14 protein-coding genes are annotated in these 14,791 nt (G+C 64.1%); 5 read left to right on the forward strand and 9 right to left on the reverse strand.

All coding sequences use genetic code 11. The annotated features are described in order from the left end of the window. Positions 1-4 precede the first annotated feature (4 nt). The 3 genes from ACX5I4_RS10360 to ACX5I4_RS10370 all read right to left on the reverse strand — a co-directional run bounded on the left by ACX5I4_RS10360 (position 5) and on the right by ACX5I4_RS10370 (position 3,264). Positions 5-775 carry an SDR family NAD(P)-dependent oxidoreductase gene (locus tag ACX5I4_RS10360; RefSeq protein ID WP_461836578.1) on the reverse strand — a complete coding sequence of 257 codons (771 nt, stop codon included), beginning with the start codon at positions 773-775 and terminating at the stop codon, positions 5-7. 26 nt (positions 776-801) lie between these two features. Beyond that, complete coding sequence (locus tag ACX5I4_RS10365) at positions 802-2,127, reverse strand: aspartate aminotransferase family protein (RefSeq protein ID WP_461836579.1); 1,326 nt, start codon at positions 2,125-2,127, stop codon at positions 802-804. Between the two features lie 132 nt (positions 2,128-2,259). After that, positions 2,260-3,264: a phosphotransferase enzyme family protein gene (locus tag ACX5I4_RS10370; protein ID WP_461836580.1), complete on the reverse strand. Its 1,005-nt coding sequence runs from the start codon at positions 3,262-3,264 to the stop codon at positions 2,260-2,262. Between the two features lie 285 nt (positions 3,265-3,549). Between ACX5I4_RS10370 and ACX5I4_RS10375 the strand changes: the two genes are divergently transcribed. Then, the gene (locus tag ACX5I4_RS10375) at positions 3,550-4,161 is read left to right on the forward strand and encodes a TetR/AcrR family transcriptional regulator (protein WP_461836581.1); all 612 of its coding nucleotides are present in this window, start codon (positions 3,550-3,552) and stop codon (positions 4,159-4,161) included. A gap of 101 nt (positions 4,162-4,262) precedes the next feature. Here ACX5I4_RS10375 and ACX5I4_RS10380 read toward each other — a convergent pair whose 3' ends face one another. Genes ACX5I4_RS10380 through ACX5I4_RS10395 form a run of 4 tightly spaced genes read right to left on the reverse strand, consistent with a single transcriptional unit; the run spans position 4,263 to position 6,529 of the window. Then, positions 4,263-5,024: an ABC transporter permease gene (locus ACX5I4_RS10380; protein WP_461836582.1), complete on the reverse strand. Its 762-nt coding sequence runs from the start codon at positions 5,022-5,024 to the stop codon at positions 4,263-4,265. Then, positions 5,021-5,773 carry an ABC transporter ATP-binding protein gene (locus ACX5I4_RS10385; protein WP_461838693.1) on the reverse strand — a complete coding sequence of 251 codons (753 nt, stop codon included), beginning with the start codon at positions 5,771-5,773 and terminating at the stop codon, positions 5,021-5,023. Before ACX5I4_RS10385 ends, ACX5I4_RS10380 begins: the two co-directional genes overlap by 4 nt. Positions 5,774-5,817: 44 nt before the next feature. Continuing rightward, entirely contained in the window at positions 5,818-6,198 is a 381-nt protein-coding gene (locus tag ACX5I4_RS10390; protein ID WP_461836583.1) for a DUF1048 domain-containing protein, read from the reverse strand. A gap of 1 nt (position 6,199) precedes the next feature. Further along, the gene (locus ACX5I4_RS10395) at positions 6,200-6,529 is read right to left on the reverse strand and encodes a PadR family transcriptional regulator (protein WP_461836584.1); all 330 of its coding nucleotides are present in this window, start codon (positions 6,527-6,529) and stop codon (positions 6,200-6,202) included. 163 nt (positions 6,530-6,692) lie between these two features. Between ACX5I4_RS10395 and ACX5I4_RS10400 the strand changes: the two genes are divergently transcribed. Beyond that, complete coding sequence (locus ACX5I4_RS10400) at positions 6,693-7,745, forward strand: glycosyltransferase family 4 protein (protein ID WP_461836585.1); 1,053 nt, start codon at positions 6,693-6,695, stop codon at positions 7,743-7,745. Between the two features lie 27 nt (positions 7,746-7,772). On the opposite strand, the gene ACX5I4_RS10405 is transcribed toward ACX5I4_RS10400, so the two are convergent. After that, positions 7,773-9,365: an AMP-binding protein gene (locus ACX5I4_RS10405; protein ID WP_461836586.1), complete on the reverse strand. Its 1,593-nt coding sequence runs from the start codon at positions 9,363-9,365 to the stop codon at positions 7,773-7,775. 241 nt (positions 9,366-9,606) lie between these two features. On the opposite strand from ACX5I4_RS10405, the gene ACX5I4_RS10410 reads away from it, so the two are divergent. Beyond that, positions 9,607-12,312: a PEP/pyruvate-binding domain-containing protein gene (locus ACX5I4_RS10410; protein WP_461836587.1), complete on the forward strand. Its 2,706-nt coding sequence runs from the start codon at positions 9,607-9,609 to the stop codon at positions 12,310-12,312. 6 nt (positions 12,313-12,318) lie between these two features. On the opposite strand, the gene ACX5I4_RS10415 is transcribed toward ACX5I4_RS10410, so the two are convergent. Beyond that, positions 12,319-12,903, reverse strand: a complete 585-nt coding sequence (locus ACX5I4_RS10415) for a histidine phosphatase family protein (protein ID WP_461836588.1) — start codon at positions 12,901-12,903, stop codon at positions 12,319-12,321. Positions 12,904-13,046: 143 nt separating this feature from the next. Here ACX5I4_RS10415 and ACX5I4_RS10420 point away from each other — a divergent pair, with 143 nt between their 5' ends. Further along, complete coding sequence (locus ACX5I4_RS10420) at positions 13,047-13,976, forward strand: SPOR domain-containing protein (RefSeq protein ID WP_461836589.1); 930 nt, start codon at positions 13,047-13,049, stop codon at positions 13,974-13,976. Beyond that, the gene (locus ACX5I4_RS10425) at positions 13,946-14,704 is read left to right on the forward strand and encodes a phosphodiester glycosidase family protein (RefSeq protein ID WP_461836590.1); all 759 of its coding nucleotides are present in this window, start codon (positions 13,946-13,948) and stop codon (positions 14,702-14,704) included. Before ACX5I4_RS10420 ends, ACX5I4_RS10425 begins: the two co-directional genes overlap by 31 nt. Positions 14,705-14,791 lie beyond the last annotated feature (87 nt).

Here is a 14,791-nt window from a genome sequence, read left to right on the forward strand (position 1 = left end):
ATGATCAGGCAGGAAAGGAGGACCTGGCGGAATAGCCGAAGTCCGAAAGGATATTGGTCCCGTTGAGGGCACGGGCGCCTTCGCTGGAAAGGAACATGACCGTCTTGGCGATGTCGCTGGGGGTGTTGACAGGGAATTCCGCATCCTCGAAGCTGTCTACGCCCAAGCCTCGCCTGGCCATCGGCGTATCTACGATGGACGGGCAGACGCTGTTGACCCGGATTCCATGGGATTCGAAGAGCTCGAAGGACAGCGCCCTGGTGAGCTGTACCAGCGCCCCCTTCGAGGCGTTGTAGGCCAGCATCCCGGGAGCGGCGACGAAGCCTGAGTCGGATCCAATGATGGTGATGGAGGCATGCTGCTCTTTTGCGAGGAAGGGCAGGGTGTGCTTCACCGCGTGGAACACTCCCAACACGTTGACTTCCAGGACCCGGAGGAAGTCCCGGGATGTCACGTCCTGCACCGCGCTGCCCATTTCGCCCTCTATTCCGGCGCTTGCAACGACTGTGTCTATGCCCTGAAGCCGGGTGTCGAATTCCTTGAAGGCGTTGGCCATGGCAGCTTCGTCAGCGACGTCAGCCACGATTCCGTGGCACCGGCCGTCGCGGTACTTGGAGAGAGGTCCTTGGAAGGCCTGGTCCAGGCTTTGCCTGGAGCGGCTGATGATGCCCACTGTTGCGCCCTCCTCGAGGAAGGCTTGTGCTGTGGCAAGTCCGATCCCCGATGCGCCGCCGGTAATAACGACCCGTCGGGGGTTGCCTTGTGAGAGATTCATGTGTTTGTCCGATCAGAAGTGGTTCCCTAGATGCTGCGGAGCGAGGCTTCCAGCCCTTCCAGCAGTTGTTCCGCGTGGGATTTGTTGAATACGAGTGGTGGCCGCACCTTCAGGACGGTTTCATGTCGGCCCACCTTGCTAATCAGGATGTTGTTCTCCTTCATGCTTTCCACGAGCCTTTTTGTGACGGCCGGGGCAGACAGGCCCGATTTCGGGTCAGGGAGCAGCTCAATGCCGAAGAACAGCCCCCGACCCTTGACCGCGCTGACGAAGTCGAAGGCGGCGGCCAGTTTTTCCATCCCGTCCTTCAGGGCGTTGCCGGTACTCCGGGCGTTCGCCATCAGGTCCTCGTCCTTCATGACTTGCAAGACGGCACGGCCCGCGGCCGCGGAGACAGGATTCCCTGCGAAGGTATTGAAGTACAGATTGGCGGCACCAAACTCATCCAGCAACTCGGCGCTCGTGACGACACCACCCATCGGGTGTCCGTTGCCCATGGGCTTCCCCATGGTGACGAGGTCCGGGGACAGCCCGAACAGCTCAAAGCCCCACATCGCCTCACCCGTGCGCCCAAACCCGGACTGCACCTCATCCGAGATCACCAGGCCTCCGGCTGCGTAGATGCGCTGCTGAACGGCCTGCAGGTAGCCATCCGGCAGCCTGCAGAGGCCTTCCGTGGAAAACAGCGGATCGAACAGGAAGGCGGAGACGCCGTACCCCCCACTCTTCAGCGACTCAATGGCAGCGTCCAGTTCGCGAAGGCCTTTCTCCAGAAGCTGCTCTGGAGCGAGGTCGTTCCCGGCTGCATCAAGGTCGGGGATGCGGATGGCCCGGACATTGGCAGACAGTCCGTTCCTGGTGGGCAAAGCCGTGGTCACGTCCGCGAGGAGGGCGGTATTTCCGTGGTAGCTGAAGTCGGACACGATGATGCCCGTATTCCCGGTGCGCTGGTTGGCGATCCTGAACGCAAGATCGTTCGCCTCCGATCCGCTGTTGGTGAGGGAGACTTTGTCCAGGCCTTCGCCGAAGGTTGCCACGAGTTCCTCGGCGTAATCGATCACCTGGCTGTTCAGGTACCGGGTGTGGATGTTCAGCTGGGAGGCCTGGGCGCGGATGGCTTCGACAACGACCGGGTTGCAATGACCGACGTGTGGAACGTTGTTGTACGCATCAAGGTAGGTCCTGCCGTTGATGTCCGTCACCCACACGCCTTCGGCGGATACCAAAGCGATGGGTTCGTCGTAGAACAAAGGGGAATGGGCGCCGAGCGTCTTCAGCCTGCGCGCCAGTAGCCCGGATGCGGAGCTTTCATCCTGCTTGGGGCGGGAACGTGGATTGTGTGTGTCAGGCATTTGTCTCTCCGTTTTCGGGCATCACACGGAAGCCCGGCGATAGCGGGTGGATCATGAGGCGCGGATGCGCCGGTTCTTGGGCTGATGACGACGATGTACTGGACGACGCCGATGACGTTGCGGAGGGCGGGTTTACTGTCCCGTTGAGACCCGGGAGTAATTCCTCGCCATGTCCAGGACCATGGGGACAACGTGGCTGACGACGAATTCTGCGGCGTCGTCCCCTCGTCGTGTTGATGCCCAGCCCATGTAGGTCAGGCCTCGCGCTAGCAGCATGGCATCCCACCACTTCAGGTGTTCCTCCGGCAGTGCCCGGGCGGAGCGATATCCGTCGAAGACGCTTCGCTGGTAGTCGGGGTAGTTCGGATGGGGTAGGTAGAAGAAGAGCAGCGTGGCCAGGTCGAATAGATGCCAGCCCTCGCCGAAGTCGTCAAAGTCGATGAGGATGCACTCTTCGCCGCGGACCAGGATGTTCTCGGGCGTGAAATCCGCATGGATGACGCCGTACCGATCTGTGCCGACGCCGAAGGAATCCAGCTCATCCTTGAGTTCGCGCTTGACGCCCTTAAGCAGGGCGACGTCCTGCCTTGAAAGCTCAGCAATACTGCACGGATCGTCCCATAGGGCCCCATCTCCCACCAGGCCTTCGCCGTCCCAGGCCTGACGGTCGAAACTCACGATGCGACCGATGGCCGTTGCCTCATTGTGGAAGGTCGCGGCTAGGACACCGAGCCGGCGAAAGGTCTCAGGGCTGAGGCGTGCTGTTCCTTCAAAGGCTTCCACTATGTCGCCCAAGGGAGCCGCACCTTCCGCCCAAACCAGCACGTCAATCTGGGAAGTGGCGCCATCACTTCCTTCGATGAGGCAGAGCAGTTCACCATCCGCCGTCGGAAGCACCCCAGGGACGTCCACACCGCGGGCTCGTAGCGCCCGGAGGAAGTCAAGTTCGCACTTGACCTCGGAATCTGAGCGATAACCCGCGCGGTGCAGCCTCACGGCGTAGGACGTTTGCCCCTCGGGGCGAATGCGGAAGACGTAGTTCTCGCGGTATTTAACGAACTCAATGGGTGTGTTGTCTTGAAGTCCGTATTGCCCAAGTGCTCGCCGAACCGTCTCTACTGCAAGTGCTTGGTCCACAGTGGATCTCCCTCATTGATTTCCAGGTCCGTGAGGATGAATGATCCACCACCGGCTGGGTTGGCATGCGAGGTTCCTTCGCCCTCTCTTCTTCAAAAAGTGAACCACACCACAAGGCCAAAATCTAGACTCTGAGTCTAGATTTTGTGGTCGGAGGATAAGTTGGGGGAGTGTGGGTGGGGTTTCACGGAAGCAAGAGGTGGACTCTCCGTCTAGAAACGATGCTTAAGAGACAATTCTTGTGATGGAAGGATATATCCTGTCTCTTTCGACCATGGAGGCTGTATGACTGCGGCGACCGAAAAGCCTGTTGGGACGAACCTTCGGGAGCGTCGGCGGGAGCAAACAAGGAATGACCTGACCAGCGCCGGTTTGGAAATCATTTCTGCCGAAGGTGTCGATGCGGCCACCATCGATAGATTGGCAGCCCAGGCGGGGATGTCCCGTGGAACGGTCTACGCACATTTCGAGGGTGGCCGTGACGAGGTGCTCCAGGAGGCGTACAGGCGTGTTGGTCGCGATCTCGTCAATGCTGCCCAGCGGATGGCGGATTCCGCCGCCACGTGGCGGGACCGCGTCATGGCCTATGCGCGAGCGATGGTTGCGCTGACTGAGGACCGTCACCGCGGCTATTTCTATAACGTGGCGGGCCCTGCGTTGTTTGGCGGCCGCGTGGAGCGTGGGGAGGGCTCCTCCGCCAGCCTTGCTGCGATACGCAAGGAATTGCTCCATGCCCAGCAACGGGGCGAGATCGACAGTGAGGTGGACGCCGACGAGATGGCGGTGCTGCTTGTCGGATGCCTTCGTGAAGCGGGGATCGAAATTGCCCGTGAGGCGATGCAACCAGCGAAGTTCCTGTCGGCATTTCAGCGCTTGCTTGACGGCCTGAACGCTTAACGGACTCGGGTGGGACGGTGCCGGTCAGGCCCCAACTGGCTGGCAGTTGTTGTCGTTCTGAGGGCTCAAAGCGACAACAACTGCCAGCTACTTGGGGGCCCTTAGGCGATCTTGCGCCGGTAGGCGGCCATGGCGAGGACGTACGCGAGGACGAGGATGCCGACGCACCAGGCGAGAGCGATCCAGATGTTGCTGCCGACTGGGCGTTGCGCGAACAGGTCCTGGATTGCGTTGACGATCGACGTGACCGGTTGGTTCTCGGCGAAGACGCGCACGGGACCCGGCATGGTGGCCGTGGGTACGAAAGCCGAGCTGATGAACGGCAGGAAGATGAGCGGGTAGGAGAACCCGCCGGCACCGTCCACGGACTTCGCAGTCAGGCCCGCGATGATTGCGAGCCAAGTGAGTGCCAGCGTAAATAGCGCCAGGATTCCGGCGACCGCGAGCCATTCCAGAGGGCCTGCCGAGGTGCGGAATCCCATGGCCAGGGCTACCAGCACGATGATCAGGAGTGAGAGCCCGTTGGCGACCAGCGAGGTCAGGACGTGGGCCCACAGCACAGATGATCGTGCGATCGGCATCGAATGGAATCGTTCGAAAATGCCGCTCTTCATATCGGTGAACAACCGAACGGCGGTGTACGCTATGCCCGAAGCGATTGCGATCAGCATGATCCCCGGCAGCAGGTAGTTGATGTAGTTCTCGGCGTCTGTCCTGATTGCGCCGCCGAACACGTACACAAACAGCAGCATGAGGGCGATTGGCGTGATCGCGGTGGTGATGATCGTGTCCACGCTGCGAAAGATGTGACGCATTGAACGGCCCAGCAAGACGGCCGTGTCTCCGAAGAAGTGTTTGCTCATGACCTTTCCTTACTTGACTCGACCTTGCCGTCGTTTCCCACAAGTGTGAGGAAGATATCCTCCAGGGTCGGCTGCTTTTCGACGTACTCGACCTTCGCTGGCGGGAGTAGTTGTTTCAGCTCGGCGAGGGTGCCGTTCGCGATGATGCGCCCCTCGTGAAGGATGGCGATCCGATCGGCGAGTTGCTCGGCTTCGTCGAGATACTGCGTGGTAAGCAGAACGGTGGTCCCCTGCGTCGCGAGCTCCTTGATGACCTGCCATACGTCGATGCGTGCTTCGGGGTCGAGTCCCGTTGTCGGTTCATCGAGGAAGATCACTTTCGGCTGCCCGATGAGGCTCATGGCGATGTCAAGGCGGCGGCGCATGCCTCCTGAATACGTGGACACCTTTCGCGCTGCCGCATCGGAGAGGTTGAAGCGGACGAGGAGGTCATCCGCCACGTGGCCCGGGTCACTCAGATGCCGCAACTTGGCAACCAGCACCAGGTTCTCGCGACCGGAGAGGATCTCGTCGACCGCCGCGAATTGTCCGGTCAGGCTGATCGACTCCCGAACGTGGAGCGGGTTGGCCGCGACGTCGAATCCGTTCACGGTGGCCGTGCCGGCGTCCGGGCTCAGCAGCGTGGACAGGATCTTCACCATGGTGGTCTTGCCCGCTCCGTTCGAGCCGAGAAGGGCGAAGATGCTGCCCGGTGCCACATCGAAGTCAACGCCGCGCAGTACGTGCAACTCCTTGTAGGACTTTTCCATGCCTTGCACGCGGATCGCAGGTTCGTAGGTGTTGGGTGCGATGGTCACGAGCCCTGCCCCTTCCCGCCGTCGCCGGCAGCGGCGTCGATCGCCTTGGTCAGGCGCTCACGCTCCTTGTTGATCCATTGACCACCCGTGTAGTTGCGCATGAACGTCTCTGCGAATTCCACGGGGTCGTCACTGACGATCTCGCGGATCGGCGTTCCGTCCGCGGCACTCTGCTCGAAGAGATCGGCGAGGTCGCCGAGCATCGACACCAGCACGTCGCCCTTCGTGATGGACCCGTAGTACATCAGGTACCGCTCCAGCGCAGTCGCTGCCGCGCGGTAGTCGGCGGGAAGCTGCTCCACGCGTGTTTTGTACTGCCGGTATTGCTTCTTTTGTTCGAGCGACCCCGTGAGTTGCTCGATCCACCCTGCGGCCATGTCAATTTCCTCCATTTCGGAGCTGGTCCAGTCGCTCGGACAGGAAGCTCCACGTGTTCCAGAATTCGTCCAGTTCTTTCTTGCCCTGCTCGTTGAGCGAATACACCTTGCGGGGTGGTCCTTTCTCGGACGGACGCTTCTCGACGTCGACGAGGCCCTTCTGCTCGATCCTGACGAGCAGCGCGTACACCGTGCCCTCAGCGATATCGGAGAAGCCCTTCGCCCGGAGCAGCGTGGTGATTTCGTACCCGTACGCCGGGTTCCCGGTCAGGAGAGCAAGAACAATGCCCTCCAGCGTCCCCTTGAGCATCTCCGTCATTTGCTTGCCCATCGGACACCTCCTCAGCTACTCAGTGTTACTAGCTACTGATACATAGTATCGCTAAGTACCGGAGTTGCAAGCCCTCGGTCGATATAGTTGCGGCATGCCCGGGATGAGGTGCGTTTAGGTGGGCCGAGCAAGCAGTTCACTGGCGTGAATGGAGGGAACGTCCATGGTCAAGGTCCGTATGATCGTGCCCGCAAACGTGCGCCATCGTTCCGGCGGAAACATCTACAACGCGAGGCTCGTTGAATCCCTCCGCGCCCAGGGCGCGGAAGTCGCGGTCCGGAGCCTGGACGGCGGCTGGCCTTCCGGAACTGCCGGAGACAGGAAACTCCTTGCCGATGCCCTCGCCAGGGACAAGGTGTCCATCTGCATTGTCGATGGCCTGATCGCCACGGACTCGCCCACGGAAATCGAGAACGCAACCGCTGCCGGGCATCAGGTCTGGGTGTTGCTCCACCAGCCCCTTTCCGGAGAACAGCCACCGCAACAGCGTGCACTCCGTGCCGCGACAGGTCTTCTCTGCACCGGCTCCGGCACCGCAGAAGCCGCCAAACGGTGGGGTCTGCCAAACGTGCACGTGGCGACCGCCGGCGCAGATCGCCCCAGGAAGCAAGCAATTCCGTGGGGACCGGGTGGAAAGCCACGTCCGTCCGGGGTTCCGGAGGCACCGCACTTCATCATGGTTGGCGCCCTACTTCCCAATAAGGACCAGGTCTTCTTTGTCGAGGCGTTGGCACGGATCAAGGACCTGGCGTGGACGGCGGCGATCGTGGGTTCGGTAACAGCAGACCCGTCCTACGCAACGGCCGTGCGGGAGCGCATCTTCCGGCATGGCCTCGAGAGGCGCGTGGAATTAAGAGGTGAACTTTCCGGTCCGGCTTTGGAAGAACAGTGGCAGCGCGCGGATCTCAGTTTGCTGATCTCGCACTCGGAGTCCTTCGGCATGGTCGTCCAGGAATCCCTGGCCCGTGGTGTACCGGTAGTGGTCCGCAAAGGAACCGGAGCCGTCGAAGCGCTCGGAGTCCACGGGGCCGGCGAAGCGATCGATCTTGCCTCGGGAACCGGATCTTTGGAGGAGCTCCTCCAGAGATGGCTGGGGGATCCTGCCCTGCGGCAGAAGTGGCGGGATGCGGCTACGGCGGCTAGCCGGGTGTTGCCGCGATGGGAAGAAACGGCCCGGGAGATCCTGCGCATCATCACAGATGGAGAACCCCAGTGAGACGGGGGCCGCCGGAACAGGCACGCGTCATGTTCCCCGTGCGCGCAGCTCCCGCCGAAGGATCTTCCCCGACGCCGACTTGGGAATCGCATCGACGAACTCGACGAACCGCACGCGCTTGAACGGCGCGGAGCGGTTGGCAACGAACTCCATGACGTCCTCGTCCCCGACGTCGGCCCCAGCCTGCCGGACGACGAACGCCTTCGGCACCTCCTCGCCGTCGTCCGCCGGGACGCCGATGACCGCGGCGTCAGCAATCAGGGGGTGGGTGAGCAGGAGCGCTTCGAGCTCGGCGGGCGCGATCTGGTAGCCCTTGTACTTGATGAGCTCCTTGAGCCGGTCCACGATCCTCACCACGCCGTCGGCCGTCACCGTAGCGATGTCGCCGGTGCGGAGGAACCCGTCCGGGTCGATCATCGCGGCGGTCGCGTCAGGCTGGTTGAGGTAGCCGAGCATGACCTGCGGACCCCTGACCAGGAGCTGGCCGCGCCCGGTCTCTCCCTCGGAGGGCAGCGGGATCTCTTCGTCGGTGGCAATATCGAGGAGCTTGCACTCCGTGTTCGGGATGGAGTAGCCGACGGAATCAAGGGGAACAGTGTTGGCGTCCCGAAGGGGAATTGAATGGGAGACCGGGCTGAGTTCGGTCATGCCGTATCCCTGGAGCATGACGCACCCGAGACGACGTACGACGGCGGCGCCCAATTTGCCGTCGAGCGGCGCCGCGCCGGACACCACGACGCGGACGGACGAGAGGTCGTACTGGTCGACGAGCGGGTGCTTCGCGAGCGGAACCGCGATAGGCGGGGCGATGAACAGATAGGTGCAGTGGTAGTCCTGGGTGATGCGCAAGAACTCCTGGAAATCGAACTTCGGCATGGTCACGAGCCGCGCGCGCTCGGCGAAGGCGAGGTTGAGGAGGACGGTCAGGCCGTAGATATGGAAGAACGGCAGGACGGCAAGCAGCACGTCGTCGGGAGTCAGCCCGAAGCCGCTGTTCTGGGCAACGTTCGCTACGAGGTTGTACTGGCTGAGCATGACGCCTTTCGGGGTGCCGCTTGTGCCCGAGGAATAGGGGATGACGGCCGGGGCGTGCGGGTCGATGCGCACGTCGGGAGCAGGGAGGCCCGCGCCGAGCGCTTCGGCGAGCGAAGGATGCCCCGCAGCGGCAGCTGCATCACCGCCGTCGAGCACCACAAGCCGCTCGGCCGGTATGCCGGCCGCCCGCGCGGCGGCTTGGGCCCGCTCAAGGAACGGCGAGATGGTGAAGAGCCATGAGGCACCCGCATCGGTGAGCTGGCGGCCGACTTCATCGGCGGTGTACAGCGCGTTGACGGTGGTGACAGCGGCGCCCGCGCGGAGGATCCCGTGGAAGACGACGGCGAAGGCCGGGATGTTGGGGCAGAACAGGCCCGCAGTGGTCCCTGGCCCGGCCTCCTGGCCCGCCAGCCAGCCGGCGAGGGCGTCGATGCGCGCGACAAGCTCGCGGTACGTCGTTTCGCCGCCGGCCGTGCCGTCCACAAGCGCCACCCGGTCCAGGTCCTCAACGCTTAACCCGCCGAACAGGTAGTCGTACAGGGTGGCCTCGGGGATCTCGACGTCGGGGTACGGGCTGGCGAACATGGCGCTCCTTCGACGCACGACGGCGGGAGTCGCCGTCGTGCGTCCATTACACCCGGTGCCGGGGGCAGGGACAAGGGGCGCCTCGCCTAGGGATGCACCTTTTCCGGGATGGTGGGAGGCGTGGCCACCGCCGCCCGACTGCAACCCAGAGCCATGGCCTCTTGCCCGTCGGCGTGCCAGTATGTTGGGAATCAGGGTCAATTCAATGCGGCCCGGCTACGGGCAGAATGGACGCGCGGTTGTGACATACATCAACAACTTACGCGAGGTGGGAACCGGCGATGTGGCCGTGGCTGGTGGCAAGGGTGTTGGCCTGGGCGGCCTCGTCCAGGCCGGGGTGCCTGTCCCTCCGGGGTTTGTCTTGAACACCTCAGCCTATGCGGCTTTTGTGGATGCCAATCACCTTCAGGCGGGCATCCAGGAGCTGGCCGCCCTGTCGCCCCAAGCCACGCCGCAGGACTACGAGGACGCCTCAGAGCGGATCCGGGCCTTGTTCATCGGCGGCACCATGCCGGCCGGGATAGCTGACGAGCTTGGCGCTGCGTATCGAAGCCTCGGGAGCGGGGACGAAGCCGTGGCTGTTCGCTCCTCTGCCACGGCCGAGGATCTCGCCTCGGCCAGCTTCGCCGGACAGCAGGAAACCTACCTCAACGTCCGTGGCGCGGAAGCCGTGGCCGTAGCGGTGACGGATTGCTGGGCTTCGCTGTGGACGGCGCGTGCCATGGCTTACCGGGTCCGTGAAGGCATCGGACCGGAAACCGTACGCTTGGCTGTCGTGGTCCAACGGATGGTCGAGGCCGAGGCGGCCGGGGTCATGTTCACGGCCAATCCAGCCAACGGGCGCCGCGACCAGATCGTGATCGGTGCCGCGTGGGGCCTCGGAGAATCCGTGGTCAGCGGAACCGTCACCACGGATGACGTCGTCGTCGATGCCGGGACTGCGAGGGTGCTGTCGCGGCGGACGGCGAACAAAGAAACGATGACCGTCTACGCGGGCGGCGGCACCGCCGGCCAAGGAACTGCCAGCCAAGGGACTGCCGGCCAAGGAACCGTGGAGCAGCCGGTGCCGGCGGCTCGCCGCAACCAGCCAGTGCTCGACGACGGGGCGGCGGCCGCGCTGGCCCGCTACGGAACACGGATTGCCGATCACTTCGGGGCCCCGCAGGACATCGAGTGGGCACGGGCCGGCGGCGAATTTTTCATCCTGCAATCCAGGCCCATCACGGCACTGCCTGAACCTGCGGCTGACATCCCGGACACCTGGCCCGTGCCTTATCCCAAGGGGCTCTACTTCCGGGCCAGCATCGTGGAACAGTTGCCCGATCCGCTCTCGCCGTTGTTCGCCGACTTCATAGACGGCTCGGTGACCCGGTCGCTCAAAGCCCTGCTGTCCGAGGCTGTCGGCAGTGACGTCATTCGGGACGGTGATGTCGGACTGCCTACCGTCAACGGCTACGCCTACTACTACTACCGCACCTCAGGAATGTGGCGGGTAATGGGCAAGGTGGTGACCGCGGTGCGCGCGCTGGCCACAGGCAAGGCCCACATGGGCATAGCCGGCTGGCGGGAATTCTCCCACCCCCGCTACCGGCAGGTGATCAAGGACTGGTCGGCCAGGCCCGTGGGGGAGTTTTCGGGAGAAGAACTGCTTGAGGGTGTCCAGACGTTGCTGGACGCCGGGACCGTGTACTACACAGCCGTGGAGTCGGTCATTCCGATCGCTGCCACAAGCGAGATCACCTTCCGCGCGTATTACGACAAACTCGTCAGGCGCGATGGGGATCCCCCGGCCGAGTCATTCCTCCTCGGCTACGACAGCGAACCCATCCGGGCGGAGAAGTCGCTGTACGACCTCGCAACCCGGGCCCGCGAGGATCAAGGGCTGGCCTCGGCGATCCTCAATGAATCGACGGCGGCGTTGGCCGAATCGCAGCGCACCGGGCTCCCGCCTGCCGGCATGGACCAGGCACTCTGGCAGCAATGGCATCCACGTTTCCAGGCCCACCTCGACCGGTTCGGCCATGCGGTCTACAACCTTGACTTCCTCAGCCCGGTGCCGGCCGACGATCCCTCGCCGCTGCTGGATACGGTGAAGTTCTACCTGCGGGGACAGGGCAATGACCCGCACGAGCGCCAGCGACTCTCGGCCGCCCGCAGGGAAGACCAAACCGAGCGAGTGCTCGCCCGGCTGGGGCAGAACCGGCTCGGGCGGAGCCGCCGGGCCCCGTTCCTCCGTCTGCTTCGGTGGGCGCAGCGCGCCGCTCCGATCCGCGAGGATGCACTGGCCGACGTCGGGCTGGCCTGGCCGCTGATGCGGCAGATGCTGCTTGAGCTCGGACAACGGTTGGCCACCTCCGGCGTCATCGCCCGGGCCGCCGACGTGTTCTGGCTGCGCGAGCAGGAGCTGCGAACCGCCGTCGGGTTCGGCCTTGCCGGGGAAGGGACGATTACCGGAGCGGAAAGGCCCGTCCGGGCCGAAGCCATCGAGGAACGCAAGATGCTCTGGCGTGGCCAGGCGAAAGCCGCAGCACCGCAACTGTTACCGGAGAGCCGTTGGATGGAACGGACATTCGGGGGGATGATGCCTGCGCGCTCGCAGCACCAGCAAGGCGACGTCATCAAGGGAGTCGGCGCCAGCTCGGGCCGGGTCAGCGCTCCTGCCCGGGTCCTCAGCGGGCCACAGGACTTCGCACAGATGATGCCTGGAGACGTCCTGGTCGCCCGCATCACTACGCCTGCATGGACCTCGCTGTTCGCGATGGCCTCGGCCGTGGTCACAGACGTTGGCGGCCCGTTGAGCCACAGCTCGATCGTGGCACGGGAGTACGGTATCCCGGCGGTGCTTGGCACGGGAGTGGCCACCCAGCGGCTTGCCAGCGGCCAGCTGATCCGCGTCGACGGTGACGCCGGCACCGTCACGATTGAGGGGCAGCCTACAGAGAAGTGACTGGGGTCAGCTCCGGACTGCAGCCATGATGCGTTCGCCGTTGAAGTATTCGAGCTGCCAGCCGTCAACGGGGTGGTGGTGGGCGAGGTTGAGCACGGCGTTGTCAATGCTTTGCAGGGTGCGGCCGATGGCGCGGTTGAGGCTCACCCGGAGGAGCGTGCCGTGGGCGACCACCAGGATGCGTCCGCCGCGGAACTCTTCGGCCAGTGCTTCCAGCGCGGCCAAGCCGCGGGAGGCCGCCTCGTCCTCGCTTTCTGCGCCCCGGAAACCGCCGGGGATGCGTAGTGCGTCCAGTTCCGGGCCGGCCTGCAGGCCCTCGGCTGGTCCGAATCGACGCTCGGTGAGATCCGGCACGCGCCGGTCCACCCTGCGCCCCAACCCGGCGGCGATCAGATCTGCGGTTTCCGCGGCCCGGCTCAGCGGCGAGGACACGATGGCGTCCCACTCGCAACCCGAGAGGACAGCGACCGCGTCGCGCGCCTGGCCGCGGCCGACGTCGTTCAGCGGAATGTCCGTGGATCCTTGGAGCCTGCGCTGCGCGTTCCAGTCTGTCTGGCCATGGCGGATGAGGGCGAACGTCGTGAGAGGCATGTTTTCCATTCTGCCCTGCGCTTATCCTGACTTCCGCATCCGAGCAGTGGGGTAAGTGAACGTAGCGTGAAAGTTGGGTCAATAGGCGCCCCAACACGCCACACCGGACCGGACCCGGCGTCGAGCCTTTGTACGGTGGACGCATGAAATCCACACTTAAGTCCCGCAGCGCCCTGACCGGCGGCCTGGTACTCGCCGTCTTTTCAGCGATCCTGAGCCCTGTGGGGCCCACCCATGCGGATGTCGGCCAGAGCAGCGAAGACGGTACGGACCGGAGCGCCCACCTCAACCTTGGCGCCGCCGACCTTCCCGAGAACCGGACCGTGACAACCCTCGCCCCAGGCGTCACGCTGACCAAGATCACCCGCGGCGGTGTGGACCCTTCGCTCTTCTGGACGGCCGAGGTTGCCATTCCCTCGGACTCGCCGGATCCTGACGCACCCGCCTCAGCACTCTCAAGCCAGGCCACGGCACAGAGCACTGCCGACAAGCTCACAGCCGCCGGTGTCGATGCCCGGGTCGAGCAGGTCCAGTCGCCCCAGTTGGCTGATGCCGGGGGCAACCTTGGATACCGTGTCCGTGCAGGCCATCTCGCCGCGCAGGCCGACGGGGCCCCGATCGTCGCGAAGATCAAAGCCGCCGGTTTTGCCTCGTCAGTGATCTACTCGGGCTGGGACGGCGACGCCGGGACCAGCCCGGAGACCCGCGGACCGTGGAACCTTGATGTGATCACGATCGACCCAGGGAAGTACCAGGGCCAGCTTGCCGCCTCGTTCGGCCCGGATCTGGAGAAGCGGGAGACCACCAGCCAACTGGCTTCCGAGGCGCACGCCATCGCCTCGGTCAACGCTGGCTTCTTCGTCTTCGATCCGAAGGCCGGTGCCGAAGGAGACCCCGCCGGTGTTGGTGTGTATGCGGGCAAGACCCTCAGCGAACCCGTCGCAGACCGTCCGGCCCTGGTCATTGATGGCAAGAAGAACGCCACCAGCATCCAGCGACTGACCTGGTCGGGGAAGGTCTCCTCGGGTTCCGGGAGGCGCCTTTGGACGGTATCGACCGGGTCCCCGGCCTGATCCGAAACTGCGGCGGCGCCAACGACGTCCCCAGCCCGCGTGCACTCCAGGACGTCACCTGCACAAACCCGAACGAGCTCGTGACCTTCACCCCGGAGTTCGGACCGTCCACTCCTGCCGGTGCGGGCCTTGAAGTGACGGTGGACAGCCACGACACCGTTACATTCGTCGCTGAAACCCGCGGCGCGGCCGTTCCAGCAGGCGGTCACACCATCCAGGCGACCGGAACCGACGTCGCACGGCTCCGCGCGCTGGCTCCGGTGGGCGCCAAGCTGAAGATCGATGCCGGCCTGCTCGGCCAGGATGGCAAACCCCTCCACACGAACAAAGCCACGAGCGTGGTGAACGGCGGCCCACTGCTGGTCAAGGACGGCATTGAAGACGTCACCGTCAAACATGACGGCATGGTCCACCCCAACGACGGAAACAGCTTCTACTACGGCTGGGTCCACAAACGGAACCCCCGGACCTTCGCCGGGACCGATGCCCAGGGCCGAACCGTGCTCGTCACAGCAGACGGACGCTCGACCGCTTCGCTGGGACTGAGCTTGAAGGAAGAGGCCGACGTCGCCATGTCACTCGGCATGGTTCAGGCCATGAACCTGGACGGCGGCGGCTCAACAACAGCCGTTGCCGGAGGAACAGTCCTGAACAGCCCATCGGGCGGATCCGAACGTGCCGTGGGGGACGCCCTCCTCGTGCTTCCTGCACGCAAGGACGAGCAGTAGAACTGGCCGTTGACCGGCCGCTCCGCGGCGGCGTGCCCCGCATCCGGTCCGTCCTCCGCAGACGCACTGGACGGCGCCGATGCACCC

It is taken from the genome of Arthrobacter sp. MMS24-S77 (genome assembly GCF_054888235.1).

What these genes read in the sequence shown, in the direction of transcription:
- ACX5I4_RS10400 (WP_461836585.1), top strand. Translation starts at nt 6,693, where the DNA reads ATGGTCAAGGTCCGTATGATCGTGCCCGCAAACGTGCGCCATCGTTCC.
- ACX5I4_RS10360 (WP_461836578.1), bottom strand. Translation starts at nt 775, where the DNA reads ATGAATCTCTCACAAGGCAACCCCCGACGGGTCGTTATTACCGGCGGC.
- ACX5I4_RS10390 (WP_461836583.1), bottom strand. Translation starts at nt 6,198, where the DNA reads ATGGCCGCAGGGTGGATCGAGCAACTCACGGGGTCGCTCGAACAAAAG.
- ACX5I4_RS10365 (WP_461836579.1), bottom strand. Translation starts at nt 2,127, where the DNA reads ATGCCTGACACACACAATCCACGTTCCCGCCCCAAGCAGGATGAAAGC.
- ACX5I4_RS10420 (WP_461836589.1), top strand. Translation starts at nt 13,047, where the DNA reads ATGAAATCCACACTTAAGTCCCGCAGCGCCCTGACCGGCGGCCTGGTA.
- ACX5I4_RS10380 (WP_461836582.1), bottom strand. Translation starts at nt 5,024, where the DNA reads ATGAGCAAACACTTCTTCGGAGACACGGCCGTCTTGCTGGGCCGTTCA.
- ACX5I4_RS10415 (WP_461836588.1), bottom strand. Translation starts at nt 12,903, where the DNA reads ATGCCTCTCACGACGTTCGCCCTCATCCGCCATGGCCAGACAGACTGG.
- ACX5I4_RS10385 (WP_461838693.1), bottom strand. Translation starts at nt 5,773, where the DNA reads ATGGAAAAGTCCTACAAGGAGTTGCACGTACTGCGCGGCGTTGACTTC.
- ACX5I4_RS10375 (WP_461836581.1), top strand. Translation starts at nt 3,550, where the DNA reads ATGACTGCGGCGACCGAAAAGCCTGTTGGGACGAACCTTCGGGAGCGT.
- ACX5I4_RS10405 (WP_461836586.1), bottom strand. Translation starts at nt 9,365, where the DNA reads ATGTTCGCCAGCCCGTACCCCGACGTCGAGATCCCCGAGGCCACCCTG.
- ACX5I4_RS10395 (WP_461836584.1), bottom strand. Translation starts at nt 6,529, where the DNA reads ATGGGCAAGCAAATGACGGAGATGCTCAAGGGGACGCTGGAGGGCATT.